Genomic DNA, 26,711 nt, shown 5'->3' on the forward strand with positions numbered 1-26,711 from the left:
CGGACAGGCGGTCTTCTGTCGAACGTGACCTCAGCGCGAAGGTAGCTCTGCGTGATGATGATGACAGTGTTCTGCCATGGGAGGGAACGCGATGATCACGGTCGACGTGATGGACGGCATCGGGGTCGTACGACTGGCCCATGGCAAGGTCAACGCCCTGGATCTGGAGCTGTGCCGGACGATCGAGCAGACCATGCGCGATCTGGACGACCCGCGGGGACCCGTGAGGGCTGTGGTGGTGACCGGAGCCGGACGGGTGTTTTCGGCGGGCGTCGACCTCAAGCGCGTCCTGGACGGCGGCGCCGCGTACGTGGCGGAGTTCCTGCCCGCGCTCAGCGGTGCCTTCCGATCCGTCTTCGACCTGGGCAAGCCGGTGGTCGCCGCGGTCAACGGGCACGCCATCGCCGGTGGCTGCGTGCTCGCCGCGGCCTGCGACCACCGGATCATGGCATCCGGGAGCGGCACGATGGGGGTTCCCGAGCTGCGGGTCGGGGTGCCATTCCCGCACTCGGCGCTGGAGATCATGCGGTTCGCGCTGGGCCCGGTCGGCGCCCGCCGTGCGATCTTCGACGGTGCCAACCACGAGCCGGAGGCGGCCCTGGCCCTGGGCCTGGTCGACGAGCTGAGCGAACCGGACGCCCTGCTGGATCACGCGATGGCCGTTGCCGCCCGGCTGGCCACCGACATCCCGGCCGACACCTTCCGCTGCACCAAGACGCAACTCCGGCAGGAGGTGAACGAGCGGCTCGACCGTGTCACCGAGCCGGCCACCGTGGAACTGTGGACGACGGCGGCAACCGACGGCCGGATCCGGGCCTTCATGGACCGGACGGTAGGTTCCGGATCGACCCTCCGTGAGTCCTGACAGGATCGAATGGGGCGGAAGCGTGCGAACCCGCACCATAGCCGGACAGCCGGCAGGTCACTGGCCGTGACCGGCCTCGTCGGCCCTACCGGCGGCACCATGAGGAGGAGACATCGCCTTGCCGATCATTGATGTCTGGGCACAACACCCGACGCGGCGCTTCATCCAACACGACATGTTCGACTCCCTGCGCAACTGGTCCGGCACCTCCCTGCCACCCGACCAGCCGCCGCTCTCCGTCACCGTGGCAGCCATGGACGCGGCCGCCGTCGACCTGGCCCTGATCAGCGCTTGGTACGGGCCAGAAGGCGCGCTGATCTCCAACGACGAGGTGGCCGCCTTCGTCGCCGAGTCAGGCGGTCGCCTGGCCGGGGTCGCCTCCGTCGACCTGCGCAAGCCGATGGCGGCCATCCGCGAGCTCCGGCGGGCGGTCACCGAACTCGGCTTCAAGGCGTTGCGCATCGTGCCTTGGGTGTGGGAGCTGCCGCCCACCGACCGCCGCTACTACCCGCTCTACGCCGAATGCGTCGAGCTCGGCATTCCGTTCTGCACTCAGGCGGGCCACACCGGCCCGTTGCACCCCTCCGAGCCCGGCCGGCCCATCCCATATCTCGACCAGGTGGCGCTGGACTTTCCCGAGCTGACGATCGTGGCCGGGCACATCGGCTATCCGTGGACCACCGAGATGATCGCGGTGGCCACCAAGCACCCCAACGTCTACATCGACACCTCCGCCCACACCGTTCGCCGCTATCCCGCCGAGCTGGTCGCGTACCTGAAGAGCCACGGCCGCGGCAAGGTGCTGTTCGGCACCAACTACCCGATGATCACACCGCTCAAGGCACTGGATGAGCTGGATCAACTCGGGCTGGATGAGGAGACCCGTGCCATGTTCCTCCACGGGAACGCCCGGCGCGTGTTCCAGACGCTTCACTGAGGCGTACAGGAGCGAGCGGTCTGGCCCTGCTCCTGCTCATCCGTTCCCTGAGCTCGCGAGGAACCGGTTGATCAGCTCGGTGAGATCGCCGGGCTGCTCCGCGACCATGTTGTGGCTTGCGGCCAGCTCAACCACGTCAACGGTGCCCGGGAGGCCGTGGAGGTCGCGCCGTACCCCTCGGCGGAAAGCTTCCATGACCTCGCCGCCGTCCATTCCCGCCGGGTCCCGGTCGGACTCCCAGACGATGAGCGTCCTGGCGGTGATCCGGCCCAAGCCACCGCCGGTCATGGCGACGTTCATGTTGCGTTCTCCGTGCCAGAGTCTCGCTGAGGGAGCAGGGTCTCCGCGGCCGTCCAAGCTCGGGCGAGCCCGAACTCCGCCAGGCCGCGGAGCAGGTCGCGAAGGGTGTCGTCGGTGGCCCCGGCCGACCTGGCGAGCTCGGCGTGCAGGCGCAGGGATTCGCCCAGGGTTTGGTAGAAGACGTCCACGGTCAGGCAGGCGATCGCCCGCTCCCGGATGCTGAGATGCGGGCGGGCCCAGCGCTGGGCGAGCTGGTCTTCGGTGAAGGCGGCCAGCCCTGGGTCCACGGCCTCGAGACCGTGGATGGCGCGGGCCAGCGCTCCGGTCAGCGGCACCGGCTTGATCGGGTCGGTGTCCTGCGCCGGGGGCAGGCCGAGTTCGGTCAGGCGCTGGAAGGCTGGGACGAGGATGGGGTAGCCCACGTAGGGGGCCAGGTGGCGGTAGAGCTCCCGGATCGACTCCGGGTCCACCCCGTTGGCCAGGGCCATCTGGACGTGCATGGCCAGGGGCAGGTCCAGATGCGGGTGGCACAGGTCGGCGGTCAGGCAGACGAAGGCCTTCTCCCGCATGGTCAGGTGGGTCAGGCCCCACAGGTTGTGGCCCGCGCCGACCGCGAGCTGGGCGAAGACGGGGTCGAGCGCGACGAGGGCGTCGGCTCCGGCGAGCTGCGTCATGGTGTGCTCCGTTCAGGACAGGCCCAGCGCGCGCAGCCGCAGGGCATCGAGGGTGTACTGGGGGACGACGCGGCCGAGCGTGCTCATCAGCCGTGACTTCTTGCCGACCGGGTAACGGGAGCGCGGCTTGCGCGCGGTAAGCGCGTGCAGCACGGCATGGGCGACCACGTCGGGGCTGGAGCCCGAGCGCTCCTCCTTCAGCCCGCTGGTGACCATGGTCCGGTAGGCGGCGCCGTACAGAAGCCTGCCCTCCTCGCCGATGGCGGCCAGCCGCGGTTCGACCTCGCCTTCGAGCTTGTCGACGGCGGCGGTGTGGATGGATCCGGGTTCGATGAGGACCGCGCGGATGCCCCAGGGCTTGACCTCCATGCGCAGCGCGTCGTTGAGGGAGCGGATGGCGTGCTTGGAGGAGCACAGCGGGCCGCCGAAGGGCAGGGTGATCCAGCTGCCGACCGAGCCGACGGTGACGACTCGGCCTTTCGACGCGCGCAGCTTCGGCAACATGGCCTGGGTGACGGCCACCTGGCCGAAGACGTTGACCTCGTACTGCCGGCGCAGCGCGTCCAGGGAGACGAACTCCAGGGGTCCGGTGACGCCGATGCCGGCGTTGTTGACCAGGGCGTCGAGATGACCGATGCGCTCGGCGGCATCGGCGATCTGCCTGGCGTCGGTGACATCCAGTTTGATCGGGGTGACGGTCGGGCCGAGCGCCTCGCCGTCGGCCTCTTTGCGGACTCCGGCGTAGACGGTGAAGCCCTCGCGGGCCAACAGAAGGGCGGTGGCACGGCCGATTCCGGTAGAAGCGCCGGTCACGAGGACGGTTTTCGACATGAGTGGTCCTTCCGGGTCCGGGTCAGTAGTAGGCGCGCATCAGCTCGGTCGCCCATTCCGGTTGCACCGTCGGGCCTTGCGGGCCGAATTCGGCCATGTAGGGCTTGACGTCCAGAATCGGGGTGCCGTCGATGGCGTCCAGGCCGCGCACGTGGATGTCGAGACCTTCGACGGCGAGCAGGCGGCAGCGGGAGACGCCCAGTAGGTTCGGGCGGTTCTTGCCGCGCTGGGCGAAGATGCCGACCTTGGGCCAGTCGGGGTTGCCCCGAGGGTGACGGGCAGAGGTGTTGACCGAGGACGGGTCCACAAGATGGAACTGGAACACCACCTCCAGGTGCGAGAAGGCATCCAGCCCAGCGAGCGCCTCCGGCCCGAAACGGGTCCCGTCGAGGCGGATCAGCGCCTGTTCGGTGTTCCAGTCGTCGTCGACAGCCTCGACGCGCCCGCCGACGACCGTTCCGACAGGCTCCACCACAATGGTCCGCACAGCGTTCCTCCCATGGTCAGATGGCTGATCACGACCGTACGGCCCGCCGGTTCCGGCCGCATCAGTCATGGTTGCTGAAGGCTTGCGAGGCTCCCACCGGCTGATTAGGTAGGGAGCTGATCGCGTGGCCCGCTATCTGACCAGCGACTGAGCCTGCTGCTCCTCGGTCTTGAGCTGGCGGTTCTCCTTGATGAGGAAGTAGATCAGCAGTCCGCTCATGATGAAGTGGCCGCCGGCGGTGTACAGGCCGGGGAAGTAGCCGCCCTTGATGATCGGGAAGACGAAGTGGGCGATGCCGTTGAGCAGGCCCGCGCCCAGGGCGTACCACCACAGGAAGAAGTTGGCCACCCGGATCCGGTAGAGGGCGCCCGCGCCGGCGAAGAAGTAGAGCGCGCCGAAGCCGAAGACGAAGACGAGCAGGAATTCCTTCTCCGGCCAGTCCCGTGGCGAGTCGAACAGCTCGACGATCTCGTGCGGGAAGCCGCCGGTGTACTCCTCGGCCATGTGGATGAGCTGGAAGCCCACCGCGCACAGGTAGATGGCGATCACTTTCCTGGACTTCACCGGGCGGGTGTAGCTGAAGGTCATCCACCCACTCCAGCCCAGCACGCTGGCGATCACCAGGATGACGGCACCTTGTATGGGGAGGGTGAGCAGTGCCCAGGTGCAGAAGGCGGCGGCCAGCATCGCCATCACGGTCGCCGAGTAGGGTTCAGGTCGTTTGGTCATGGCCGAAACCGTAGGAAGATGGCGCCATCAGTCGCCTCCGTCACGTGACTGATGTGCGCCGTCGGGTGACACAGACCTTCGGGACGGGCGAGGTCACACTCGTCATCGCCGGGGTCTCGCAGGTGCCGGCACCGCTGCGGGTGAGCGCGCAGGCCGTCCATCCCGCGAACGTGCGCCTGGAGCTGCGTTCGCTGACCGACGGCGCGTTCCTGCCGGCCGGGCTGCTGGTGGTGGCGTGCTCACCGGCCGCCTGTCCAGGCCCGTCGTGGGCGCCGCGAGCGCATCCGCGGCGGTCGCGGTCGTCGTGATGCTGCTGCGGCCGTACCTGCCCGCGGCCCAGCCGGAAGGCGCGGCGCCCATCGCCGAGGTCGGACGGCCATATGTGCAGGGTCGCGAAGGGCAGCTCCGCCTCGGCCTCGACGCCGGTGATCCGCAGCACCAGCAGATCATCTCCAGCCGTACGCGCGGCCTCCTCCAGCAGCGCCGATTTGCCGATGCCCGCCTCTCCACGCACGACAACGGTGCCGCCCCGGCCGCTGCCGGCCTCAGCGATCATCCTCTGCAGAAAGGCGATCTCCGCATTCCGGCCGATCATGATGCCCTGACCTTACCTAACCGGCTCCCCAGGGCTGCGTGCGACTTCAGTCATCGTGACCTATTCGGCAGCGGCTGCGCTCTCGTACGGTCGGTCGTATGGAGATCGTGGAGACACAGCCGGCGGGAACCGTCGTCGGCGGGCGGAGCGAGGCGTGCGACGACGACTGGAACACCGTCGAGGCGTTGATCCGGCTCTACGAGACCCGCTTCAAGCCTGACGCCCTCGCCGGGCTGGACGCGTTCTCGCACCTGGAGGTGGTGTTCCTCTTTCACCTCGTGGAGCCGGCTTCGGTGCACACCTCGGCCCGGCGCCCCAGGGGCAAGCCGGAGTGGCCGCGGGTGGGCATTCTCGCGCAGCGAGCCAAGAACCGCCGAACAGGCTGGGCGTCTCCCGCTGCCAGTTGCTCGCCGTCGACGGCCTCGACGTGCGCGTACGAGGCCTGGACGCCATCGACGGCAGCCCGGTCCTCGACCTCAAGCCGTACATGGCCGAGTTCGGTCCGCAGGGCGAGGCCGTGCAGCCGGATCGGGCGACCGAGTTGATGCGCAACCACTACTGAGACAAGGGGTCCCATATGATCGCCGAACACACCACCGATGTGCTGGTCGTGGGCGCAGGCCCGACCGGGCTGCTGCTCGCCGGCGACCTCGCCGAAGCAGGCCTGTCCGTCACTCTCCTCGAGGCCCGCCCCCACAAGATCAGCAACCTGTCCCGGGCCTTGGTCGTCCACGCCCGCGTGCTGGAGCAGTTCGACGCCCGCGGGATCGCGGACGAGGTCGTCAAGCTCGGGCACCCCATCAACCGGCTGCAGCTGTTCGAGCGGGGACAGCTCAATCCCTCCCGCCTCCCCAGCCGCTACCCGTTCGTCCTGTTCATCCCGCAGTACGAGGTCGAGCGCGTGCTGGAACGGCGAGCCCGCGCGGCCGGCGTCACCTTCGCCTACGACACCAAGGTCGTCGGCTTGGAGCAGGACCCGAACGGTGTCACGGCCCGCGCGGTCCCCGGCAAGGACGCGGATCCGAACGGCCCGTCCACCACCTACCACGCCTCCTACCTCGTCGGGACAGACGGCGTGCACAGCTCCATCCGGCAGGCGATCGGCCTGCCCTTCCCCGGCAAGTCGATTCTGAGCTCGCTGATCCTGGCCGACCTCAAGCTCGAGCAGGCGCCGGATCAGCCGTTCACGGTGAACGCCGTCCCCGACGGGTTCGCGTTGCTCACCGAAATGGGCGACGGCTTCCACCGGCTCACCGGATGGAACCGGCACCACCAGCTGCCCGACGACGCGCCACTGGACGTCGAAGAAATCAAGGAACTGCTGAGGCTCAACTTCGGCACCGACTACCGCATCACCGAAGTCCGCTGGAAGTCTCGCTTCCACAGCGACGAACGGCAGGCGCCCGCCTACCGCGTCGGCCGGGTCTTCCTGGCCGGCGACGCCGCGCACGTGCATTCCCCGGCAGGCGCCATGGGCATGAACACCGGCCTGCAAGACGCCGCCAACCTCAGCTGGAAACTCGTGGCCGTACTGCGCGACGGAGCAGACGACCACCTCCTGGACACCTACCAAACCGAACGGCACGCCGTAGGCAAGATCGTGCTACGGATGAGCGGAATGCTGGTACGCGCAGCACTGCTGCACGGGTCCGCCGCCCGGCTGCTCCGCGCCACCGCCGGAACCATCCTCAGCAACGTCCGCCCACTCGCCGACAAAGCAGCCTCCATGATCTCCGGCATCGGCATCGCCTACAAAGCCCCGCGCGGCGCCCACAAGCTCACCGGACGACGCGCCCCCGACCTGCAGCTTGCGGAAGGACGGCTCAACGAGCTGCAGCGCGGCGGCAGGTTCGTGCTGATCACTCCCGCCGGGCAGCACGCGGACGCGCCCGTTCCCGACCAGGTCGTACGCGCCCACTGGACCGGCGACCGCCGCACCACAGCCCTCGTCCGCCCCGACGGCTACTTCTGCTGGGCAACAGACAAGCCGAACGCCGAGGCCGCGCTCCAAGCCGCACTGACCACCTGGGCGGGCCCTCCCCCCAGCCTGCGTGCATCCCGCCGGCGGTAGCGGTGACCTGCCGACCCTGCGGTTGACCACAGCCCGCTTGCTCAGGAAAGCACCAGCAAGATCGACGGCGTACCTCAGGGGCCGGCCAGGCGCGGATTTGACCTACGCCAGCTCCAGCCTGGCCAGCTCGGCGCGCGAGGAGACCCCTAGCTTGGGAAAGGCCTTGTACAGGTGGGAAGCGACCGTGCGCGGGCTCAGGAAGAGTTGCGCGCCGATCTCGCGGTTGGATGCGCCGGTGACGGCCAGCCGTACCACCTGGAGCTCCTGCGGTGTCAGCACGTCCAGTGGATCTCCGGCACGGGAGCGGTCCGGCAGGGAGATCCCGGTGGCGCGCAGCTCGGCGGCCGCACGGTCAGACCACGGAACCGCGCCGAGCCGGTCGAAGGCCTCCATGGCGGCCTGGAGCTGGCCGCGCGCCTCGGCGCGCCGCCTGGTTCGGCGCAGCCGCTCTCCATAGGCCAGGCGGGTGCGTGCCTCGTCGAAGGGCTGCTCGCCCTCGGCGTGCAGGGCCAGCGCCCGCTCGTACAGGCCCACGGCCGCGCTGTCCGTGGCCAGCAGCGCACGGACCCGATGCAGTACGGCAAGCGGCCTGGACCGGCCGGTGGCCTCGGCCCACTCCGTGTAGCGGCGCAGATGGTCCCGGGCACGCCGCGGATCTCCGACCCGTACGGCGGCCTCGATGTAGTCCGGCCAGGAATACCGCCACAGGAAGGCATGGCGCGTGGGACCGGACATGGCCCGATCCACCCGGTCGAGCACCGCGTCGTAGCGGCCCAGCCCGAAGTCCAGAGCCACGAGGGCGAACTCGGCCCAGCACGCTCCCGGCATCCACCTGCGGTGGCCGGCGTCCCGGATGGCTTGCGCGGCCATCGCCACACATTCCTCCTCCGCCCCGGCGATCGCGGACAGCCAGGCGTGCACACCCGCCAGGTAGCTGCCCCACTGCGGCTGGCCGACGTCGGCGGCCAGGGCCAGACCCGCGGCCACCGCGGACCGTGCGGACCGGTGGTGTCCGCTGAGGAGCTGCGCGATGGTGAAGATCGTCATGGCCTGGGGCATGCGGCCCAGACGTCCCTCGGCCCGGCACTCCTCGACGATCTGGGCTGAGTCATTCAGCATGCCCTCGATGTCGGCGCGGACGATGCTCTGGTAGGCGATGATGAAGCGCAGCTCGAACGGTATGCGCTCGGCCCGGTCCGGCATCCGGTAGGTGAGCGTGGTCACGGCGTCACCCTCGAGGATCAGGCGGAAGGCGTGGGTGAACGTGCGCACCACAGCGGCCAGCCCGTCGCCGTCCGGGCACAGTTCCTCGGTACGGCGGGCCAGCGCGAGCTGGTCGGGGTGGGACGCGCTGGCCCAGGTGTAGAAGCCCGCCAGGCTGAGCAGCGAGAGCTTGGCGGGCAGGTCATCGATCGCCTCGGCGCCCTCGAGCAGCAGGCGGACGCCCTCCAGAGGCCGGCCCGCCTCGATTTCCAGCTTCGCTCTCACCTGGGCCAGGCCGTGCAGCGCAGACTCGGCTCCCAGGCGCCGCGCCCTGTCGACCAGCTCACGAGCACGCTGCCACAGGCCTGCCTCGGCCGCCGCCTCGGCTGCGGCCGTCCACCTGCGTGCGGCCTCGGCAGGATCGGCGGACAGCTCTGCCGCGCGTGCGTAGGCCGCCGACACCGTCGTCTGCCCACCGCGCTGCCGGGCGCGCAGCGCCAGGCTCTCCATCCTCCCGGCCACCTCCTCGTCGGGCTGCAGGGTGACGGCCGCCAGGTGCCAGGCTCGCCGGTCGTCGCCGACGGTCTCGGCCAGCGACCGGTGCGCGGCCATCCGGGCGGCGATGTCACAGACCAGCAGCACAGCGGTACGCACCAGCGGGTGATGGAAGGCCACGCCCCCTAAGCCCACCCGGACCAGGCCGGCTCGCTCGGCTTCGGCGAAGTCGGCCAGCGATGCTCCGAGCAGGCCGACGGCGCGCGCGAGCACGTCGAGCTCGTCGTGGTGATCGAGGGCCGCCACCAGCAAGCAGGAGCGGGTGGCGTCGGGCAGCGCCGCGATCCGGTCGCGGAAACCGGTCAGCACCCTGTCGGTCACCGGCTGCGCTGTACCGAGGGAGAAGGAAAGCGGGACGAAGGCGCCCTTGCGCTGCTCCGGGGTGAGCATGCGGGGCAGCTCGACCAGCGCCAGCGGGTTGCCCCCGGCTTCGGCCACCAGCTGGTCGCGTACGACAGGCGGCAGATCCGCCGCCTGCTCGGCGAGAAGCTTCTGAGCGGCCTTGATGTCCAGCTTGCTCAGCCGCAGCTCGGGCAGACCCCGCGTGGGGAACTCGCCCTCACGCGCGGCGAACAGGACGACGACGGGCTCGTCATGCAGGCGGCGTGCGGCGAACAGCAGCGCGTCGGCCGACTCACCGTCCAGCCACTGCGCGTCGTCGACCAGGCACACTACCGGGCCTGTCGCCGACAGCTCCACAAGCAGGCTGAGCGTCGCCAGCCCGACAAGGAAGCGGTCTCCCCGGGTGGCGCCGCCGAGGCCGAGCGCGCCACGTAACGCCTCCGCCTGCTGCGGCGGAAGCGCCTCGATGTGATCGACGACCGGGCGCAGCAGCAGGTGCAAGGCAGCGAACGGCAGATCCGCCTCGGACTCGACCCCGGACACCCGCAGCACCCGCACCCGCGCGTTCGCCGCGGCGCACTCCAGAAGGGCCGACTTGCCGATGCCCGCCTCGCCGCGCACCACCAGAGCGCCGCACCGGCCCTCCAGCAACTCGCCGATGACCGACTGCTCCGCCTGACGCCCGTACAACATGGCACTCCAAGAAAACGGTTGTCCGTAATTGTGACGTATGAGGTACGTAGCGCCTGCCGATGGCTACGCGCCGCGAGCCGGAAACCTCACGATCCGCCGTCGGTCGGTCGTGCGGGCAGGGCGGCAGGAGCAGCTCGAAGCAGCCCGCGCGAGCAGGATCATCCGGATCAGCTTCAGCCGGGTCGGCAACCGCCGGCGATCCGGCGCGCGCCCTCGCGGACGGCGGATGTCAACTCGCGGGAAGGTGGCGCCGAAGGAAGGCGATTTGGTCGGTGAGCACGTGTTCCCTGGTCTCGGGGTCGTTGTAGAAGCTGAAATGAGTGCCAGGGTAGATCCGCAGCTCACCGTGCGGCGCGCGATCGGCCAGTGCTCGTGTCGTTTCTTGCGGCGTCTCCCGGTCATCGGCGGCTATGCAGACGAGTAGCGGCATGCTCAGCCGCTCGGCCGCATCGCCTGGCCGGTAGCGCGCCATGTCGAGGAACGCCCTGGGAGCCACGCTGTTGCGCCAGAGGGTGGTGCCGTGCTCGCCGGTGAGGGTCCTGATGTGCTGGTCCGCTTCTGCGGTGGCGGTGACGGCGAGCTCGCCCGGCTTTCCCACCATGGGGATGTAGTAGGGCGACAGGCCGAGCTTGCCGCGTACGGCGTCCCAGAGGATGGCGGCCTGGAGGCGGAGGGTCTGCCCCACGGAGCGGCCCTCGACTCTTTTGGGGAATCCGTTGAACGGGATCTGCGCGACCACGGCGACGATCGCGGGATCGTCGGCTGCCACGGACACGGCGTGGCCTCCACCGAGTGAATTGCCCCAGATCATCACCTGGCCGGGGTCGACGTGCTCATGGCCGCGGGCGAAGGCGACAGCGGCGCGCAGGTCGTCCTGCTGGCCCTCGATGTCGACGAGCTGCCGCGGCTCACCGTCGCTCTCGCCGAAATTGCGATAGTCGAACACCAAGGCCGCAATCCCTTCAGCGGCGAACCGCTCGGCGTACGGGAACAGGCGGTCCATCGTCCCGCTGAACCCGTGGCAGAGCACCACGCACGGCATCCGTCCTGGACGGCCGGCGGGCAGGTAAAGATAGCCTGCGCAGCGGGTGCCTGCCGAAGAGAAGGACACCTTGACTCGTTCAAACATCCCGATCACCCCAAGGCATAAATTGACCCTGGGTAAGTAGCGTAGCCGATCACCTGACCAAAGGTAAGTCCTAGAGGAGTGTTATGAGCGCTACTGACTCCGCCGAGGCGACCCCCCAGCGGATCCTCGCGGCCGCTCGCACGCTGTTCGCCACCGGCGGCTACCGCGCCACGTCCATGCAGGCCATCGCGGATCGGGTGGGCATCACCAAGGCTGCCCTCTACTACCACTTCGCCTCCAAGGACGAGATCCTGCACCGCCTTACCCTGCCCCTGCTGGACGAGCTCGAAGGGGCGCTCTCCGAGGCGGAGTCGCACGGCGATCCGGAGACCGTGCGCTGGCGGGCGATCGAGGGCTACGTCGACGTCCACCTACGCCACCGGGAGACGCTCACCATGCTGGTCAAGGACATGACGCTGCTGGTCCAAGCGCCGGTGGCGGATCGGTTCCGCGCTGCGATCGCGCTGGCGAACGACCTGGTCGCCGGCCCGGAGCGCGGCCTCGAACATCGTGTGCGCGCCTCGCAGGTGGTGGCGGGCCTGGCCGACCCTGTCGTGCTCTTCCGCGACGTGCCCGCCGACCGGCTCAAGCAGCTCATCCTTGACGGAGCCAGGGCCCTCCTCGGATCCGGGGCACTCCCGCCCCCCTCCCGCGGGCGAGCGCGCGGACGGAGCGGCGGCCGCCCTGCCGCCCTCAGTGAGGAGCAAGCGGCCCATGCCAGGCGCATGTACGCGTCAGGGCATGGCGTCGAGGAGATCGCCCGCCGCTTCGACGTCTCCCGCGCGACGATCTATCGCTGTCTCAAAAACGAGATTTAGAGATTTTGATTTCGAAACTAGGTGATCGGCGAACGCCTCGGGCCGCCACCGACGAGCAACTCGACGCCCCTCAGCTCCCCGCTGACCGGAGTGGACCTTCGTCCGCATCACCCTCGGCGTTCCCGAGATGGACACCCGGTCCCTCATCCAGGCCCCTCATCGCGGCGTTCCTGCCGTCAGAGGGTAGGAGTGAACGTAAGGCACCTCCCTGGTCCGTCCCGGCGGGGGAGAGGCCGACAGTCGGCGGGAGCACCGCTGAAAACCAGGCCAGCGGCGCAGCGGGCAGGATCGCACATCGGAAACGTGCTTTCTGTGACTGGTTGGATGAGGACGGCTGCTGTCCTCATCCAACCGGCTGTCTCGGATAAACGAGCACACTTGCTCACATGTCTGGCGGGAACCAAGCTTGAAGGTTCTCCGGATTAATCGGCAGAGAGATGTGTTCGTGGGTGATCAGCCACGTGCCGCTCATCCGTCGGCAGCAAACGGTCGATCGTGCCCATATCGCGCTCTTAACCCCGTTTGTGCGCTTCCCGGTGTCCAGGTGAAGCATGTGCGCGAAGGCGACATCTTCGCTTATCGCAATGGCGAGGTCGTGCGTTTTCAGGCTGATGGGCCCGTCGTATCCATCGAACCACCGCACAAAGTTGCGGCGGACTTCTTCGGTCCCGATGAACTGGAGAGGGGGTACGACATCGTAGTAAACGATGTCGGAAGAATAGAGTGACATGAGTGCATTGATGTCCTTTTCCTGGCTGGCATCGACTCGACTCTCCAAGAGCGCTCTAACTTCGGAATCGTTCGAAGTCATTGCATCCTCCATTCAACAATTTCTGACCGCAGAGCGGCCTTTGTGGTTCCAGTAGTCCCGACGACGCAGCCCTGCAGAATGTGAGGTGCCACGCTGGATCAGGCGGTGCGGCCGGCCTTGAGGGCGGCCGCGATGTCGACGACGCGGCGGGCCTGGTGACGTGCCGCCGCCCAGGTCACCGTCGAGCCCTTCCTGCTTGAGGATCTTCCAGACAGTGGAGGGCGCGACTGTGATGCCGAGCGTGGCGAGCTCTTCGTGCACCCGCCGATATCCCCAGCCCGGGTTCTCCCGGAGCAGGTGCAGGATGAGAGCGCGGATGGAACGGACCGTGGGTGGACGTCCAGGTCGCTTCGGCCGGCAGTTACGGGAGCCTGGTCATCGCCGGCTCCACTGTGCAGGAGCAGGTGGCGAACCTGCACGAACTCATCGCCATCGCGCACGCCAAGGGGTTCCAGGTCGGTACGCACGCCACCGGGGACGTCACCATCGACGCGGTCGTCGCGGGATACGTGAAGGCGATGGGACGGCGTGGCGGGGACCCGCGCCACGCCGTCATCCACGGTGACCTCACTCCCGAGGCGACGTTGCGGACGATGGCCCCGCCGCGGCATCGGCGTGAACATGAACGCGACGATCAAGTATCTGCTGGGCCGCACACTCGATCCCGTCCTCGGCACCGCCCGCACTGCCCAGCTCGGCGGTCGAGGTCACCGCCAGCTCGAGCTCGCAAGCGCGGGGCGATCATGGGACGGAGCAGTTTTGGGCACGGTCCGCTCACCTGCCCACGCCAACGCCTCGCGTGGTTCAGGCAGTGTCGTCAGCGTGTACGGCTGCTGCCGTAGCGGAACGGCGGCGTGTGTCGACCGCAGGTGCCAGGAAGGCGACGGAGGCGACGAAGGCGAGCACCACCAGCATGGCTGAGCGCAGGCCCCAGTGCTCGCCGAGGAAGCCGAGGCCGGGTGGGCCGACGAGGAAGGCGACGTAGCCGATGGTGGCCACCAGGCTGACGCGGGCGGTCTGTTCCGGTCCGGTTTCTCCCGCGGCCGGCAGCGCGACGGGGAAGCCCAGTGATGCACCGAGTCCTCAGACCAGAACAGCCGCTCCGGCCGGCACGGCGTTGTCCGAGAAGATCATCAGGATCAGGCCCAGCGCTCCCGAGACGGCGCTGGACGAGCGGTCCGGCCCGTGGTCGTCCGTGAACGCGCTTCCTCCTGAGCCTCGTGCTCACACGCCCACGTAGTCCCGACGGTGGCATGGGGCCGGTCGTCTTGGGTGGAAGCCCAGGGAGACCGGCCTTTCCATACTCGCCGAGTCCAAGCGACGGCTGAACCGGAGACCTCGCGGGCTCACCAGACGTCGTCACGGCGACGGTTGCGTCTGAAACGTGCCAGTGCCTGCTGCTTCATCCCTGCTTGGCTGAGTGCCTGCACGCCACGCGCACCTGCCCGAACGGAAACCATGTCAGCCACCACGCTCACCCGGCCACGCTCGCCCCTCATCAACTGGCTCGCGGTCACGTCGCTCATGCTGGGCATCTTCGCCATCGTCACCAGCGAAATCCTGCCCATCGGCCTGCTGACGGCCATCGGCGCCGACTTCGGAATCTCCGACGGCATCACAGGGCTGACCATGACCCTGCCCGGCATCGTCGCCGCGATCGCCGCACCCGCCGTCACACTGACCACCGCGCGCCTGGACCGCCGCGTGATGCTGGGCGTCCTCATGGCGGTGCTCGCCGTGGCCGACGTGCTGGCTGCCGTGGCGACCTCCTACTGGGTCATGCTGATCTCCAGGGTGCTGGTCGGCCTCACGATCGGCGGCTTCTGGTCCATCGGGGCCGGGCTGGCCGGCCGTCTCATGCCGCCGCACGCCGTCGGCACCGCCACCGCTGTGATCTTCTCCGCCGTGCCGCTGGGCTCCGTGCTCGGCGTACCGGCCGGAACCCTCATCGGCCAGCTCGCCGGCTGGCGAACCGCCTTCCTGGTCCTCGCCGCGCTGGCCGCCCTGGTCCTGGTAGCTCTGCTGATGCTGTTGCCGCCGCTGCCCGCTCACCAGGTCACCAGCCCTCGCGTCCTGCTCGGCCTGCTGCGTACCCGGGGCGCCAAAACCGCCCTGCTGGCTACCTTTCTCATCGTCTTGGCCCATTTCGGCACCTACACCTACGTCACGCCCTTCCTCCAGGACGTCACCGGCCTGCATCCCGCCGCCGTCAGCGCCGTCCTGCTGGCGTACGGCATCGCAGGAATCGCCGGCAACTTCCTGGCCGGCAAGGCCGCTGCCACGCGCCTGCGAGCCGTCTTCGCTACCTGCGGCGGCCTGATCGCGGCCACCACCCTGCTGCTGCCCTCGGTCGGCGGCACAACCATCGGGGCCTTGGTGTTGCTCGTGGTCTGGGGCCTGGCCTATGGAGGCGTGCCCGTCTGCTCGCAGGCATCGTTCATCACCGCCGCCCCTCACGCGCCCGAAGCCGCCACGGTCGTCTTCACCTCCTCCTTCCAGGCGACCTTCGCTCTCGGCGCGTTCCTCGGCGGCCGCGTCGTCGACGCTTTCTCGGTCTCCACCGTGATGATCTGCGGAGGGCTGGCCGCGCTGCTCATGGCCGCCTCCCTATGGTCATCCAGCCTTGCATCCCCGCAGCGTGAACATCGGACCCGCAGAGCACCCTCGTCATAGCCAGGTACCGTCCCCGAGAGGTCACCCATGCCGGATCTTGACGGCCCGACCGCCACGTTCCAGGAGTTCGACCGCGACGGGGACGGATACATCACGCGCGAGGAGTTCGCGCTCGCCATGAACGCGCGCGGCGAGGAAGTCACCGCCGCCGAGCTCGACTCGATCTTCAAGGCCTCGGACGAGCACGATGGGGATGTGGACGGGCGCATCTCGCTGACGGAGTTCCTGGTGGCCTGGAAGAAGTGACGGCGCGCGTGCGCGCTCGTTACCCCGAAACTCCCGGGGCGGGCCCTAGCCTTTGGCCACGTAAAGGCGGCCCGTCGACCTACGGAACCCGGGCCGGCAGGGCGCGGCGGGGTCTAGCCACGTTCAGCGGTGCAGCCCTGATGATGGCCCTCGGGCCGCTCTGGTCGATGCTGGTGGCCTGACGGCTGGGCCGAGGGCCTCGGAGCGGCTCTGATGATTCCGTCAGCACTGGCGCTACTGCTGAGCCACGATGATGAGCGGCGCCGTCGCCGTGCCGTGGCGCTGTGGGATCGGCCACTGGTGCGGGTGGACTGGTCATGCATGCCTTGGGTGGACTGATGGTGGACGCCTATGGCTGGCGAGTGCTGTATCTGCCCTCGGACTGGCCGCCACGGCGCTGTTGCTGCTGGTCGCGGTCCTCTCCCCGGACGGACACCGCACCGGATGACGGCCGACTTGGTCGGGATGCCGCTGCTCCCGTCAGCGATCGCGGCACTGGTGCTGCTCCTTACCTATGCGGTGGAGGGTGGGGGTGATCAGTCAGGCGAGTTCCGCTTGGAACATCCAGTAGTGCTTTTCGAAGACCGCGGGCCGCCGCCAACAGCGCGTCCTGCGAACCGGGCCGGCGTCGGCCGTGGCGGAGATCGCGCTGCGCGGCGTGGCATGACGGCGGCCAGGGTGTCACAGAAGAACTTGACGACATCCCGATCGTTGAGCGGGCCGAGCGGCACGACAGGCAGGCGGTCGCTGGTGGCCACGGTGGCCGCGCGCCCGTCCGGGACGCCGCCGATGGTGAGCGCCCGTTCCGCGATCACGTCGGACCGCTCTCGGGCCGCGTCGGCCGGCTCGTCGAGCTGCCGGTGCAAAGGTGAGGAAGGACGGCCCGAGGAGGTTCCCGTGGGCCTGCTGGGCTAATCGGCCGAGGGGATGCGGGACATCATGCGCGCCATGCCATTGACCCAATTGTCGCGCAGGGCCTGTGCGGCCTTGGGAAGGTCTCCGGCGATGAGCAGTTCGGCCACCCGGCGATGCTCGGTCGCCTCCCGCTCCAGTGGGGTGTCGTCGCCCGCCAGCAGGTGGGCGTAGCGCCGCATCCCCGCCTTGACGCTGGTGATGAGGTCGAGCAGCCGCTCGTTGCGGCAGCCGCTCAGCAGCAGGTCGTGCCACTCGTCGTCGTGACGCTCTATCTCCTGCTGCTCCGCGATCCGGTCGGGGAACTCCTGGGCCATCGTCAGCAGCTTGGGCGCGATGCGGCGCAGGTGGGCGGGGTCGGAGCAGTCGAGTGCCAGCGACTCCAGCGCCGCGACGATCTCGCACAGCTCGCGGAACTCCTTGCGGGTCACTGGCGCGAACCTGAAGCCGCGACCCTGGTTGCTCTCCAGCACGCCCTCGCCCGCGAGGGTGATGAGCGCCTCGCGCAGGGGTGTGCGGCTGACGCCCAACTCCGCCGCGAGTGCGGCCTCGTTGATGTCGGTGCCCGCGGCGAAGTCGCCCCGGTCGAGCCTGGTCAGTAGCTCTTCCCTGATCTGCTCGCGCAGCGGTCGCCGCTCGATGGGCATGACGCTCCTTCGCTGTTCGGCCGGGCCAAGCCTACCGCTTGACGCGATACAAAATACTGCACTATGAATTCTGAATACATAATACACCGTCTGACAAGGGAGCAGGAGTGAGCCTGACCCGCGTGCCCGGGCTGCTGTTCGGCGGCGACTACAACCCCGAGCAGTGGCCCGAGGAGGTCTGGGCCGAGGACATGCGGCTCATGTCCGAGGCCGGGGTCACCATGGTCACCGTCGCGGTCTTCTCGTGGTCGCGGCTGGAGCCGCGGCCGGGCGCGTACGACTTCGGCTGGCTCGACCGCGTCCTCGACCTGCTGCACGAGCATGGCATCGCGGCCGACCTCGCCACCGCGACCGCGACCCCACCTCCGTGGCTGGTCCGCGACCACCCAGAGGTCATGCCGGTCGACGCGCAGGGGGTGCGGCTGGAGTTCGGCTCGCGCCAGGGCTACTGCCCCAGTTCGCCGGTCTTCCGCGAGAACGCCGTGCGGCTGGCCACGGCCATGGCCGAGCGGTATGGCGGCCATCCCGCCCTGGCCATGTGGCACGTCGGCAACGAGTACGCCGACCATACGCTGGAGTGCTTCTGCCCGGAGTCGGCCCGGCACTTCGGCGCCTGGCTGGAGGCCCGCTACGGCACGATCGAGTCGCTGAACGCCGCCTGGGGCACGTCCTGCTGGGGCCAGCACTACACCGCGTTCGGCCACATCGAGCCGCCGCGCAAGGCGCCAGGCCCGATCAACCCGGCCCAGCTCCTCGACTGGCGCCGCTTCTGCAGCGACGCGCTCCTGGAGCTGTTCTCGGCCGAGCGTGACGTGCTGCGCGTGATGACCCCGGACGTTCCCGTCACCACGAATTTCATGAGCATCCTGCACGGCCTCGACTACTGGGCGTGGGCCGCGGCCGAGGATCTGGTGAGCGACGACGCCTATCCCGACCCGGCCGACGGGCAGTCGCACGTGGCGGTCGCGCTCAGCTACGACCTGATGCGCTCGCTCAAGGGGCGCCCCTGGCTGCTGCTGGAGTCGGCACCGTCGGCGGTGTCGTGGCGCGAGGTGAACGTCCCCAAACCGCCCGGCATGATGCGGCTGCACAGCCTTCAGGCGGTGGCGCACGGCGCCGACGGCGTGATGTTCTTCCAGTGGCGTCAGGCCAAGTACGGCCCGGAGAAGTTCCACTCGGCCCTCCTCCCGCACGGCGGCACGCGCACGCGCGGCTGGCAGGACACCCTCCGCCTCGGCTCCGACCTGCGGCGGCTCGCGGAGGTCGCGGGCACGGGCACGCACGCCGAGGTGGCACTCGTCATTGGCTGGGACAGCTGGTGGGGCCTGGAGGCGCCGGAGTCGATGCCGTCCAACCGGCTCAAGCTCAAGGACCTGCTGCTCGCCTGGTACGCGCCGCTGCGCGCCCGCGGCATCACGGTCGATCTCGCGCCGCCAGACCGCGACCTGTCCGGCTACCGCGTGGTGATCGTCCCGAATCTCTACCTGTGCACGCAGGAGCAGGCCGGGAGGCTGGCGTCCGTCACCGGCGATCTGGTGGTCGGCCCGTTCAGCGGCGTCGTGGACGCCGCCGACCGCGTCCACGACGGCGGCGCGCCCGGCCCGCTGCGCGACCTGCTCGGCGTCTCGATCGACGAGTTCTGGCCGCTCACCGACGACGCGATCCAGCCGGTGCGGTACGCGGGCGGCGCCACCGGCGTGGCCAGGACCTGGACGGAGTGGGTGCGCCTCGACGGCGACGATCCCGCGGCGGTGCTGGCCACGTACGAGGGCGGCGACCTCGACGGCCTGCCCGCGATCACCCGCAAGGGCAACGCCACCTACGTCAGCTGCCTGCTCGACGACGTGACGCCCGTGCTCGGCGAGGTGCTCGGGGGCGTCGCGGCCGTTGAGGTGCCCGCGGGCGTGGAGGCCGTCCGCCGCCGGCGCCACCTCTTCCTGCTCAACCACACGACCACCCGGCAGCGGGTCATGCTGCCGCACCCCGGCACGGACCTGCTCACCCAGACCCGCCTGCGCGGCGACATCGAACTCGCCCCGCGTGACGCCGTAGTGCTCAGGATCGAAGGAGACACGTGACGCACCCGTACATACCGAACGCCGAATCCGGCGTGCGGGCCGAGATGCTCGCCGCGATCGGCGCGTCGAGCGTAGAGGACTTCTACGCCGACATTCCCGCGGAGCTGCGCCTGGCCCGGCCGCTAGATCTGCCCGCGCCGCTCACGGCGGAACACGACCTGGTACGCCACATGAAAGGTCTGCTGGACCGCGTCACCGACACGGAGCAGGCGCTGAGCTTCCTCGGCCACGGCTGCTACCCGCACCACGTCCCGGCGGTGTGTGACGAGGTGAACGCGAGGAGCGAGTTCCTCACCGCGTACGCCGGCGAGCCGTACGAGGACCACGGCCGCTTCCAGGCCCTGTTCGAGTACGTCAGCATGATGGGCGAACTGCTGGAGATGGATGTCGTCAACGTCCCGACCTACGACGGCTTCCAGGCGGCCGGCACCGCCCTGCGCATGGCGTGCCGCTACACCGAGCGCTCGAAGGTCCTCCTCAGCGCCGCCGTCAGCGCCGACAAAATGAGCAAGCTGCGCGACTTCCTCGCCCCCGACATCGAGATCGTCCTGGCTCCAGTGGGGGAGGGCGGCGAGATCACGGTCGAGGCGTTCGATGACTCCTACGCCGCGATCTACCTGGAGACCCCGAACGTCTACGGCGTCGTCGAGACGCGCGGCCGCGAGCTGGCCGACCTGGCGCACGCGCACGGCGCGCTGCTCGTGGTCGGTGCCGACCCGATCTCCCTCGGCGTGCTGGCACCGCCCGCCTCCTACCGCGCGGACATCGCCTGCGGCGACATCCAGTCGCTCGGTATGCATCAAAGCCACGGCGGCGGCCACGCCGGCTACATCGCCACCCAAGACCACGAGCCGCTGGTCGCGGAGTTCCCGTCCCGGCTGTTCGGCATCGCACCCACGAAGGTGCCCGGCGAGTACGGCTTCGGCGACGTCTACTACGACCGCACCTCCTTCGCGCACCGCGAGGAGGGCAAGGAGTGGGTCGGTACAGCCGCCGCCCTTTGGGGCATCACGGCCGGGGTCTATCTGGCGCTCATGGGCCCACAAGGCATCCGGGATCTGGGCGAGACGATCCTGGCCCGCACCCGATACGCCATGGACGCCCTGGCCGCGTCGGTCACGGTGCTGCACCGCGACGCGATCCACTTCCGCGAGTTCGCCATCGAGGTGCCCTCCAGCGCTGCCCTGCTTGACGGGCTGCGCGAGCGCGGCATCTACGGCGGAGTCGCACTCGACGACCGTACGGTCCTGGTCTGTGTGACCGAACGCCACTCCATCGCCGACATCGACCTGCTCGCCGCAGCCGTACAGGAGACGCTGTGAACACCACGGAGTCCTTCGGGGAGCTCCCCGTCACGCCGAAGCCGCCGCTGCGCCGCTTCCACCAGGCGCGCTGGGACGAGCCGATCATCTTCGAGCTGTCCGCGCCCGGCCGCCGAGGCATCGCCGTGCCCGAGCCCGGCGCGCCCCGCGTCGAGCTGCCCGACTCCGTGAGCCGCGCCCAGCCGCCGAAGCTGCCCGAGATGTCCCAGCTGCACGTGCTGCGACACTACCTGCGGCTGTCGCAGGAGAACCTGGGCGTCGACCTCAACATCGACGTCGGGCAGGGCACCTGCACGATGAAGTACAGCCCCAAGGTCAACGACAGGTTCGCCGCCGCCATCGCCGAGCTGCACCCGCTCCAGCACGAGGACACCGTGCAAGGCGTGCTGGAGATCTACTGGCGGCTCGAGCGCATGCTGGGGGAGATCTCCGGCATGGCGCGGGTCTCACTCCAGCCGGGCTCCGGGTCGGCAGCCATCTACGCCAACATCGCCATGATCCGCGCGTACCACGCGGCCCGCGGCGAGGCGCGCCGTGACCAGGTGATCACCACGATGTTCTCCCACCCCTCGAACGCGGCCTGCGCCAAGACCGCGGGCTACGAGGTCATCACCCTGATGCCGGACGCCGAAGGCCTGCCCGACATCGAGGCGTTGCGCGCCGCCGTCGGCCCGCGCACCGCCGCACTGATGATCACCAACCCGGAGGACACCGGGATCTTCAACCCCCGGATCAGGGAGTTCGTGGACCTGGTGCACGCGGCAGGCGGCCTGGCCTGCTACGACCAGGCGAACGCCAACGGCATCCTCGGCATCACCCGCGCTCGCGACGCCGGATTCGACCTGTGCCACTTCAACCTGCACAAGACGTTCTCCACGCCGCACGCCTGCGGCGGCCCCGCGGCGGGGGCGTGCGGCGTCTCGGAGGACCTGGCGCCGTTCCTGCCCGGCCCGGTCGTCGCCTTCGACGGCGAGTCCTACCGCCTGGAGACGCCGCCCGCCTCCATCGGCAAGGTGCGGCCGTTCCTCGGCGTCACCCCGAACATCGTGCGCGCCTACGCCTGGATCATGGCCCTCGGCGCCGAGGGCCTGCGGCAGGTCGCCGAGACGGCCGTACTCAACAACAACTACCTGATGCACAAGATCCTGCAGATCCCGGGCGCGTCCGCACCGTGGGACAGGCGCAGGGTCGAGCAGGTGCGCTACTCGTGGCAGGAGCTGTCGGAGCAGACCGGGGTGCATTCGGAGGAGATCGGCGTCAGAGCCGCCGACTTCGGGGTGCACTACTGGACCAGCCACCACCCGTACGTGGTGCCCGAGCCGTTCACGCTGGAGCCCACGGAGTCGTACTCGAAGGAGGACCTCGACGAGTACGCGCTCATCCTGGCGCACGTGGCCGAAGAGGCGCGGCGCGATCCCGAGTTCGTCAAGGGGGCGCCGTACAACCAGACCGTCCACAAGATCGACATGACACCGCTCGACGACCCCAAGGAGTGGGCTCCCACCTGGCGCGCCTACGTCCGCAAGCACCTGTCATGACGGGCGCGGCGGTGGTCGGGCTGGTCGTCAACCCCGTCGCCGGTCTCGGCGGCGCGGCCGGGCTCAAAGGCAGCGACGGCGTGGAGGTGCAGCGCGCGGCCCTGGCCAGGGGTGCCACGCCCCGGGCCGGCGAGCGGGCGGCGCGTGCTGTCCGCACGCTGATGGCCCGCTGTCCCGGCACCCGGGTGGTCACGGCGCCGGGCCCGATGGGCGAGGACAGCGCGCGCGCCTCCGGGGTCCCGTGCGGCCTGGTCCGGACACTGTCCGTTGACAGATCTGCCGGGGCGTCTTCCGGCTGGTCCGCCGCCGGGACGAGCGCGGAGGACACGCGGCGCGCCGTGGCCGCGCTGGCAGGGGTGGACCTGCTGCTGTTCGCGGGCGGCGACGGGACGGCACGCGACGTGCTCGACGCGGTCCGCGCGCTCGGTGGCCAGGCGCCGCCCGTGTTGGGCGTCCCGGCCGGGGTGAAGGTGTACTCCGGCTGCTTTGCCGTCAGCCCGGCCGCCGCCGGATTCGTCGCGGCGGAGTTCGACCCGGCGCGCACGGCCGAGGCCGAGGTGGTGGATCTCGACGAGGACGCCTACCGCCGCGGCCTGGTCAGCCCCCGGCTGTACGGCAGCCTGCGCGTCCCCGCCGTCCGCGCCGCGCTGTCGGGGCGCAAGGCCGGGTCGTCCGGCGTGGCGCCCGCCACAGCCGAGGGCGTCGCACGGGAGGTCGTGGCCAGGATGTGGCCCGGCGTCCGTTACGTTCTCGGGCCGGGCGCGACCACGCGGGCCGTCGGCCGTGCGCTGGGCCTCGCCACCACGCTGCTCGGCGTGGACGTGGTCGAACGCGCGCCCGAGGGCGGTCGTGGCGGCCGTCTGGTGGCGGCGGACGTCGCGGAGACCGAGCTGTTCGGCCTGGTCAGCGGCAAGGAGTCGGTGCTGGTTCTGTCGGTCATCGGCGGGCAGGGGTTCGTGCTGGGGCGCGGGAATCAGCAGGTGTCGCCCCGGGTGCTGGACGCGGTGCTCAATGGGGGCCAGAAGGACGGCTCCGGCTCGAGCGAGCGGCTGCTCGTCCTGGCCACCCAGCAGAAGCTCGCGGCGCTGAAGGGACGGCCGCTGCTGGCCGACAGCGGCGACGAGGACCTCGACAAGAAGCTCGGCGGGCACGTCCAGGTGATCACTGGATACCGCGAAAGCACGATTTATCGCATTTGTGCGGCAAGTGAGGAGTTCGACGGATGAAGACGCTCGAAGGCAAGGTTGCGATCGTCACGGGCGGCGCCTCGGGCATCGGGCGGGCCACCGCCCTGCTCTTCGCCAGGGAGGGCGCCCGGGTGGTGGTCGCTGACATCGATGCGGCCGGCGCGGACGCCACCGTGGCGCAGATCGTCGCCGAGACGGGAGACGCGACCGCTGTGGCGGTGCGGGCCGACGTTTCCGACCCCGAGGACTGCCGACGCGTCGTCGGCGCCGCCGTCGAGACCTTCGGCGGCCTGCACGTCCTGTTCAACAACGCGGGCATCATCCGCCGCACTACCGCGCTCGACCTCGACGTCGACGAGTGGGACCGCGTCATGGCGGTCAACGTCCGTTCGGTGTTCCTCATGTGCAAGCACGCCATCCCCGCGATGAGCCAGGGCGGCTCGATCGTGAACACAGGGTCGGGATGGGGCCTCAAAGGCGGCGGCAACGCCATCTCGTACTGCGCCTCCAAGGCGGCCGTGGTCAACATGACCCGCGCGCTCGCCATCGACCACGCCAAGGCGGGCATCCGGGTCAACTCCGTCAACCCCGGCGACACCGACACGCCCATGCTGCGCGACGAGGCCCGCCAGCTAGGTGAGGACTGGGCCGCCTTCAAGTCCGACGCGGCAGACCGGCCGATGGGTCGCGCGGGCACCCCGGACGAGATCGCCCAGGCCGTGCTCTTCCTGGCCAGTGACGCGGCCAGCTACATCACCGGGTCCGCCCTCGTCGTCGACGGCGGCGGGCTCGCCTGACACTCCGATCCACCCGCCTCACCCACACCCCCCACGCAACCCCCGAAGGAGCCGACCATGAACCGTGCCCTGGCAGTCCTGGGCATCCTCGCCGTCGCGACGACCGCGTGCAGCGGCAGTGGCGGGAACGTCCCGGGCATGAGCAGCGGATCGGGCCAGGTCACCATCCGCTGGTCCACATGGGGATCGGCCGAGGACATCAAGCTCTACGAGAAGTTCACCGAGAACTTCGAGAAGCGCCACCCCGACATCAAGCTCAAGCTGGAGCCGGTCGCCAAGTACGAGGACTACCACCCCAAACTGCTCGCCCAGCTCACCAGCAAGACCGCCCCCGACGTGTTCTTCGTGGGCGACGACAACATCGGCAAGTTCGTCTCCGCCGGGGTGCTCACACCGCTCAACGACAAGCTGGCCGGCCCCTCCTCCAAGAGCAAGCCCGAGGACTTCTTCGAGGGCATCTACGGCGGCGCCAAGAAGGACGGCCAGATCTACGGTGTCCCCAACGACACCAACCCCGAGGTGCTCTGGTTCGACAAGAAGGCGCTCAAGGACGCCGGGATCACCGAGGACCCCGCCGCGCTCAACGAGGCCGGACGGTGGACCATGGCCACGTACCTCGACATGAACGCCAAGCTCAAGGCCGCGGGCAAGGCCGGGTCGATCTTCTGGAACTGGTACGGCTCCACGTACTCCATGATCAACGGCTTCGGCGGGAAGGTCTGGGACGGCGGCAAGTTCGTCGCCACCACTGACCTCAAGGCACGCGCGGCCCTGCAGGCTCTGGCCAAGGGCTACCAGGACAAGACCTTCCTCAGCGCAGACCTGCTGCCCGACAGCAACGGCCCGAGCACGCAGTTCCTCAAGCACAAGGCCGGCTTCTACGCCGGCGGCCGGTGGATGATCGACTCCCTGAAGAAGGGCGGCGAGCTGGACGACTACGACATCGTGCCGTTCCCCTCGCAGACCGGCCAACCCATGCCCGGCGCGGTGGCCGCCTCCTACCTGGCGCTCAACAAGGACACCAAGCTGCCCGAGCAGGCGTACACCTTCCTCACCGAGTTCGTCAGCAAGGATGGCCAGCTCATCAGGCTCAAGGACGGCGGTGCCGTGCCGTCCGTGAAGGGCGCCGAGCAGATCGTCCTCGCCGGCGGCTACCCCGCCCACGCCCAGACCTTCCTCGACGTGCGCGACACCGGCTTCGCGAACTACCCCGAGGAGGTCGCCGTGCCCGGCCTCACCGCCGACATCAACGAGCACCTGATGAAGGTGTGGACCGGTAAGGTTGGCTTCGACGAGGGCATGACCCAGCTCCAGAAGCTCGTCGACGGCAAGCTGGGCTAGCCGTGACCGTCCTCACGCGGGCCCGGCCCCGCACGGTCCACCGGGCGCGGTCCGTGCGCAACCGCGACGGCTGGTGGGCCGCGTTCTTCCTCGCGCCGCAGGTCGCCGCGCTGCTGGTGTTCCTCGCCTTCCCACTCGGCTTCGCCGTTGTGCTGGCGTTCATGCGCTGGGACGGGCTCGGGCAGAAGGAATGGGTCGGCTTCGACAACTTCGCCGCCCAGCTCTCCGATCCCGAGTTCGGGCTGGCGGTCTGGAACACGGTCAAGCTGGCGCTGCTGACCGTGCCCTTCGGGCTCGGCCTCGCGCTGCTCATCGCGGTCGCGCTGAACAACGTCAAGGGCGGTGGCTTCTACCGGGTGCTGTACTTCCTCCCGGTGGTCACCAGTTCGGTGGCCGTCGCGCTGATGTGGCAGATCATCCTGGCCGGCGACGACTACGGCGTGCTGAACGCGTCGCTGGAGCGCTGGTTCGGCATCAGCGCCCCCGACTGGCTCGGCGGCCCCGGCTGGGTGATCGTGGCCGTCGCCGTCGTGACGATCTGGTCGTCGCTCGGCCTCAACGTGGTGATCTTCCTGGCCGGGCTCCAGACCATCCCGCCGCAGATCGTCGAGGCCGCCCGCATGGACGGCGCGGGCAGCCTGCGGATCTTCCGCTCGGTCACGCTGCCGCTGCTCTCGCCGACGATCTTCTTCTCCACTGTCGTCGCGGTGATCAGCTCGTTCCAGGCCTTCGACCAGATCTACGTGCTGGTGGACCCGGCGGACAACGAGGGCGCGAGGACGATCGTCTACCAGGTCTACGAGCTGGGCTTCAAGGACTTCCGGTTCGGCATGAGCAGCGCGGCCGCGCTGATCCTCCTGGTCCTGACGCTGCTCGTGACGCTCGTCCAGTTCGCGGCGCAAAAGCGCCTCGTCCACTACGACTCGTGAG

The 26,711-nt window shown here is 69.4% G+C and carries 25 protein-coding genes and 2 pseudogenes; 15 read left to right on the forward strand and 12 right to left on the reverse strand.

The features are described from left to right. Window positions 1-91: 91 nt before the first annotated feature. Both EDD27_RS11430 and EDD27_RS11435 read left to right on the forward strand, forming a co-directional pair. Window positions 92-865, forward strand: a complete 774-nt coding sequence (locus EDD27_RS11430; RefSeq protein ID WP_127932390.1) for an enoyl-CoA hydratase/isomerase family protein — start codon at window positions 92-94, stop codon at window positions 863-865. A 118-nt stretch (window positions 866-983) separates the two neighbouring features. Further along, the gene (locus EDD27_RS11435) at window positions 984-1,802 is read left to right on the forward strand and encodes an amidohydrolase family protein (RefSeq protein WP_127932391.1); all 819 of its coding nucleotides are present in this window, start codon (window positions 984-986) and stop codon (window positions 1,800-1,802) included. A 36-nt stretch (window positions 1,803-1,838) separates the two neighbouring features. Here the strand turns inward: EDD27_RS11435 and EDD27_RS11440 are convergent, their stop codons facing one another. The 6 genes from EDD27_RS11440 to EDD27_RS11465 all read right to left on the reverse strand — a co-directional run bounded on the left by EDD27_RS11440 (window position 1,839) and on the right by EDD27_RS11465 (window position 5,418). Continuing rightward, window positions 1,839-2,102 carry a hypothetical protein gene (locus EDD27_RS11440; RefSeq protein WP_127932392.1) on the reverse strand — a complete coding sequence of 88 codons (264 nt, stop codon included), beginning with the start codon at window positions 2,100-2,102 and terminating at the stop codon, window positions 1,839-1,841. Continuing rightward, window positions 2,099-2,776 (reverse strand): carboxymuconolactone decarboxylase family protein, encoded by a 678-nt coding sequence (locus EDD27_RS11445; RefSeq protein ID WP_127932393.1) that lies wholly within the window; start codon window positions 2,774-2,776, stop codon window positions 2,099-2,101. The genes EDD27_RS11440 and EDD27_RS11445 overlap by 4 nt, the downstream gene beginning before the upstream one ends. Before the next feature lie 12 nt (window positions 2,777-2,788). Next, window positions 2,789-3,607 (reverse strand): SDR family oxidoreductase, encoded by an 819-nt coding sequence (locus EDD27_RS11450; protein ID WP_127932394.1) that lies wholly within the window; start codon window positions 3,605-3,607, stop codon window positions 2,789-2,791. Window positions 3,608-3,629: 22 nt separating this feature from the next. Next, window positions 3,630-4,094 (reverse strand): SAM-dependent methyltransferase, encoded by a 465-nt coding sequence (locus EDD27_RS11455; RefSeq protein WP_241563975.1) that lies wholly within the window; start codon window positions 4,092-4,094, stop codon window positions 3,630-3,632. Between the two features lie 132 nt (window positions 4,095-4,226). Continuing rightward, entirely contained in the window at window positions 4,227-4,823 is a 597-nt protein-coding gene (locus EDD27_RS11460; RefSeq protein ID WP_127932396.1) for an HXXEE domain-containing protein, read from the reverse strand. A 40-nt stretch (window positions 4,824-4,863) separates the two neighbouring features. Further along, a complete protein-coding gene (locus EDD27_RS11465; protein WP_127932397.1) occupies window positions 4,864-5,418 on the reverse strand; it encodes an AAA family ATPase in 555 nt (184 codons plus the stop codon). Between the two features lie 98 nt (window positions 5,419-5,516). On the opposite strand from EDD27_RS11465, the pseudogene EDD27_RS11470 reads away from it, so the two are divergent. After that, window positions 5,517-5,980: pseudogene (locus EDD27_RS11470) on the forward strand (TrmO family methyltransferase domain-containing protein). Between the two features lie 15 nt (window positions 5,981-5,995). Then, the gene (locus EDD27_RS11475; RefSeq protein ID WP_164903576.1) at window positions 5,996-7,489 is read left to right on the forward strand and encodes an FAD-dependent monooxygenase; all 1,494 of its coding nucleotides are present in this window, start codon (window positions 5,996-5,998) and stop codon (window positions 7,487-7,489) included. A gap of 102 nt (window positions 7,490-7,591) precedes the next feature. On the opposite strand, the gene EDD27_RS11480 is transcribed toward EDD27_RS11475, so the two are convergent. Both EDD27_RS11480 and EDD27_RS11485 read right to left on the reverse strand, forming a co-directional pair. Continuing rightward, the gene (locus tag EDD27_RS11480) at window positions 7,592-10,282 is read right to left on the reverse strand and encodes an ATP-binding protein (protein ID WP_127932398.1); all 2,691 of its coding nucleotides are present in this window, start codon (window positions 10,280-10,282) and stop codon (window positions 7,592-7,594) included. Between the two features lie 229 nt (window positions 10,283-10,511). Further along, window positions 10,512-11,411 carry an alpha/beta hydrolase gene (locus EDD27_RS11485; protein ID WP_127932399.1) on the reverse strand — a complete coding sequence of 300 codons (900 nt, stop codon included), beginning with the start codon at window positions 11,409-11,411 and terminating at the stop codon, window positions 10,512-10,514. A gap of 83 nt (window positions 11,412-11,494) precedes the next feature. Here EDD27_RS11485 and EDD27_RS11490 point away from each other — a divergent pair, with 83 nt between their 5' ends. Then, a complete protein-coding gene (locus tag EDD27_RS11490; RefSeq protein WP_127932400.1) occupies window positions 11,495-12,229 on the forward strand; it encodes a TetR family transcriptional regulator in 735 nt (244 codons plus the stop codon). Between the two features lie 382 nt (window positions 12,230-12,611). Here the strand turns inward: EDD27_RS11490 and EDD27_RS11495 are convergent, their stop codons facing one another. Together EDD27_RS11495 and EDD27_RS58605 are read right to left on the reverse strand one after the other, a co-directional pair. Further along, window positions 12,612-13,040 carry a YybH family protein gene (locus tag EDD27_RS11495; RefSeq protein WP_127932401.1) on the reverse strand — a complete coding sequence of 143 codons (429 nt, stop codon included), beginning with the start codon at window positions 13,038-13,040 and terminating at the stop codon, window positions 12,612-12,614. A gap of 12 nt (window positions 13,041-13,052) precedes the next feature. Then, window positions 13,053-13,379: pseudogene (locus EDD27_RS58605) on the reverse strand (hypothetical protein); the annotation flags it as partial. 65 nt (window positions 13,380-13,444) lie between these two features. On the opposite strand from EDD27_RS58605, the gene EDD27_RS58610 reads away from it, so the two are divergent. Further along, window positions 13,445-13,882, forward strand: coding sequence for a hypothetical protein (locus EDD27_RS58610; RefSeq protein WP_421917273.1), 438 nt, complete (start codon window positions 13,445-13,447; stop codon window positions 13,880-13,882). On the opposite strand, the gene EDD27_RS56430 is transcribed toward EDD27_RS58610, so the two are convergent. Then, the gene (locus tag EDD27_RS56430) at window positions 13,845-14,039 is read right to left on the reverse strand and encodes a hypothetical protein (RefSeq protein ID WP_241563977.1); all 195 of its coding nucleotides are present in this window, start codon (window positions 14,037-14,039) and stop codon (window positions 13,845-13,847) included. The two genes, EDD27_RS58610 and EDD27_RS56430, sit on opposite strands and share 38 nt — an antisense overlap. 459 nt (window positions 14,040-14,498) lie before the next feature. Between EDD27_RS56430 and EDD27_RS11520 the strand changes: the two genes are divergently transcribed. Then, window positions 14,499-15,713, forward strand: a complete 1,215-nt coding sequence (locus tag EDD27_RS11520) for an MFS transporter (RefSeq protein ID WP_127932403.1) — start codon at window positions 14,499-14,501, stop codon at window positions 15,711-15,713. Window positions 15,714-15,740: 27 nt separating this feature from the next. Then, window positions 15,741-15,959: an EF-hand domain-containing protein gene (locus tag EDD27_RS11525; RefSeq protein WP_127932404.1), complete on the forward strand. Its 219-nt coding sequence runs from the start codon at window positions 15,741-15,743 to the stop codon at window positions 15,957-15,959. A gap of 911 nt (window positions 15,960-16,870) precedes the next feature. Here the strand turns inward: EDD27_RS11525 and EDD27_RS11530 are convergent. Continuing rightward, window positions 16,871-17,518 carry a GntR family transcriptional regulator gene (locus EDD27_RS11530; protein ID WP_127932405.1) on the reverse strand — a complete coding sequence of 216 codons (648 nt, stop codon included), beginning with the start codon at window positions 17,516-17,518 and terminating at the stop codon, window positions 16,871-16,873. A 107-nt stretch (window positions 17,519-17,625) separates the two neighbouring features. Between EDD27_RS11530 and EDD27_RS11535 the strand changes: the two genes are divergently transcribed. Genes EDD27_RS11535 through EDD27_RS11565 form a run of 7 tightly spaced genes read left to right on the forward strand, consistent with a single transcriptional unit; the run spans window position 17,626 to window position 26,710 of the window. After that, the gene (locus EDD27_RS11535; RefSeq protein ID WP_127932406.1) at window positions 17,626-19,596 is read left to right on the forward strand and encodes a beta-galactosidase; all 1,971 of its coding nucleotides are present in this window, start codon (window positions 17,626-17,628) and stop codon (window positions 19,594-19,596) included. After that, a complete protein-coding gene (gene gcvPA / locus EDD27_RS11540) occupies window positions 19,593-20,918 on the forward strand; it encodes an aminomethyl-transferring glycine dehydrogenase subunit GcvPA (RefSeq protein WP_127932407.1) in 1,326 nt (441 codons plus the stop codon). The genes EDD27_RS11535 and gcvPA overlap by 4 nt, the downstream gene beginning before the upstream one ends. After that, window positions 20,915-22,456, forward strand: coding sequence for an aminomethyl-transferring glycine dehydrogenase subunit GcvPB (gene gcvPB / locus EDD27_RS11545; protein ID WP_127932408.1), 1,542 nt, complete (start codon window positions 20,915-20,917; stop codon window positions 22,454-22,456). Before gcvPA ends, gcvPB begins: the two co-directional genes overlap by 4 nt. Continuing rightward, window positions 22,453-23,682, forward strand: coding sequence for an ATP-NAD kinase family protein (locus tag EDD27_RS11550; RefSeq protein WP_127932409.1), 1,230 nt, complete (start codon window positions 22,453-22,455; stop codon window positions 23,680-23,682). Before gcvPB ends, EDD27_RS11550 begins: the two co-directional genes overlap by 4 nt. After that, the gene (locus EDD27_RS11555; protein WP_127932410.1) at window positions 23,679-24,440 is read left to right on the forward strand and encodes an SDR family NAD(P)-dependent oxidoreductase; all 762 of its coding nucleotides are present in this window, start codon (window positions 23,679-23,681) and stop codon (window positions 24,438-24,440) included. The genes EDD27_RS11550 and EDD27_RS11555 overlap by 4 nt, the downstream gene beginning before the upstream one ends. 57 nt (window positions 24,441-24,497) lie before the next feature. Beyond that, the gene (locus EDD27_RS11560) at window positions 24,498-25,781 is read left to right on the forward strand and encodes an ABC transporter substrate-binding protein (protein WP_127932411.1); all 1,284 of its coding nucleotides are present in this window, start codon (window positions 24,498-24,500) and stop codon (window positions 25,779-25,781) included. A 2-nt stretch (window positions 25,782-25,783) separates the two neighbouring features. After that, the gene (locus EDD27_RS11565) at window positions 25,784-26,710 is read left to right on the forward strand and encodes a carbohydrate ABC transporter permease (RefSeq protein ID WP_127932412.1); all 927 of its coding nucleotides are present in this window, start codon (window positions 25,784-25,786) and stop codon (window positions 26,708-26,710) included. Window position 26,711 lies beyond the last annotated feature (1 nt).

This window comes from Nonomuraea polychroma (assembly GCF_004011505.1).
Taxonomy (GTDB): Bacteria; Actinomycetota; Actinomycetes; order Streptosporangiales; family Streptosporangiaceae; genus Nonomuraea; species Nonomuraea polychroma.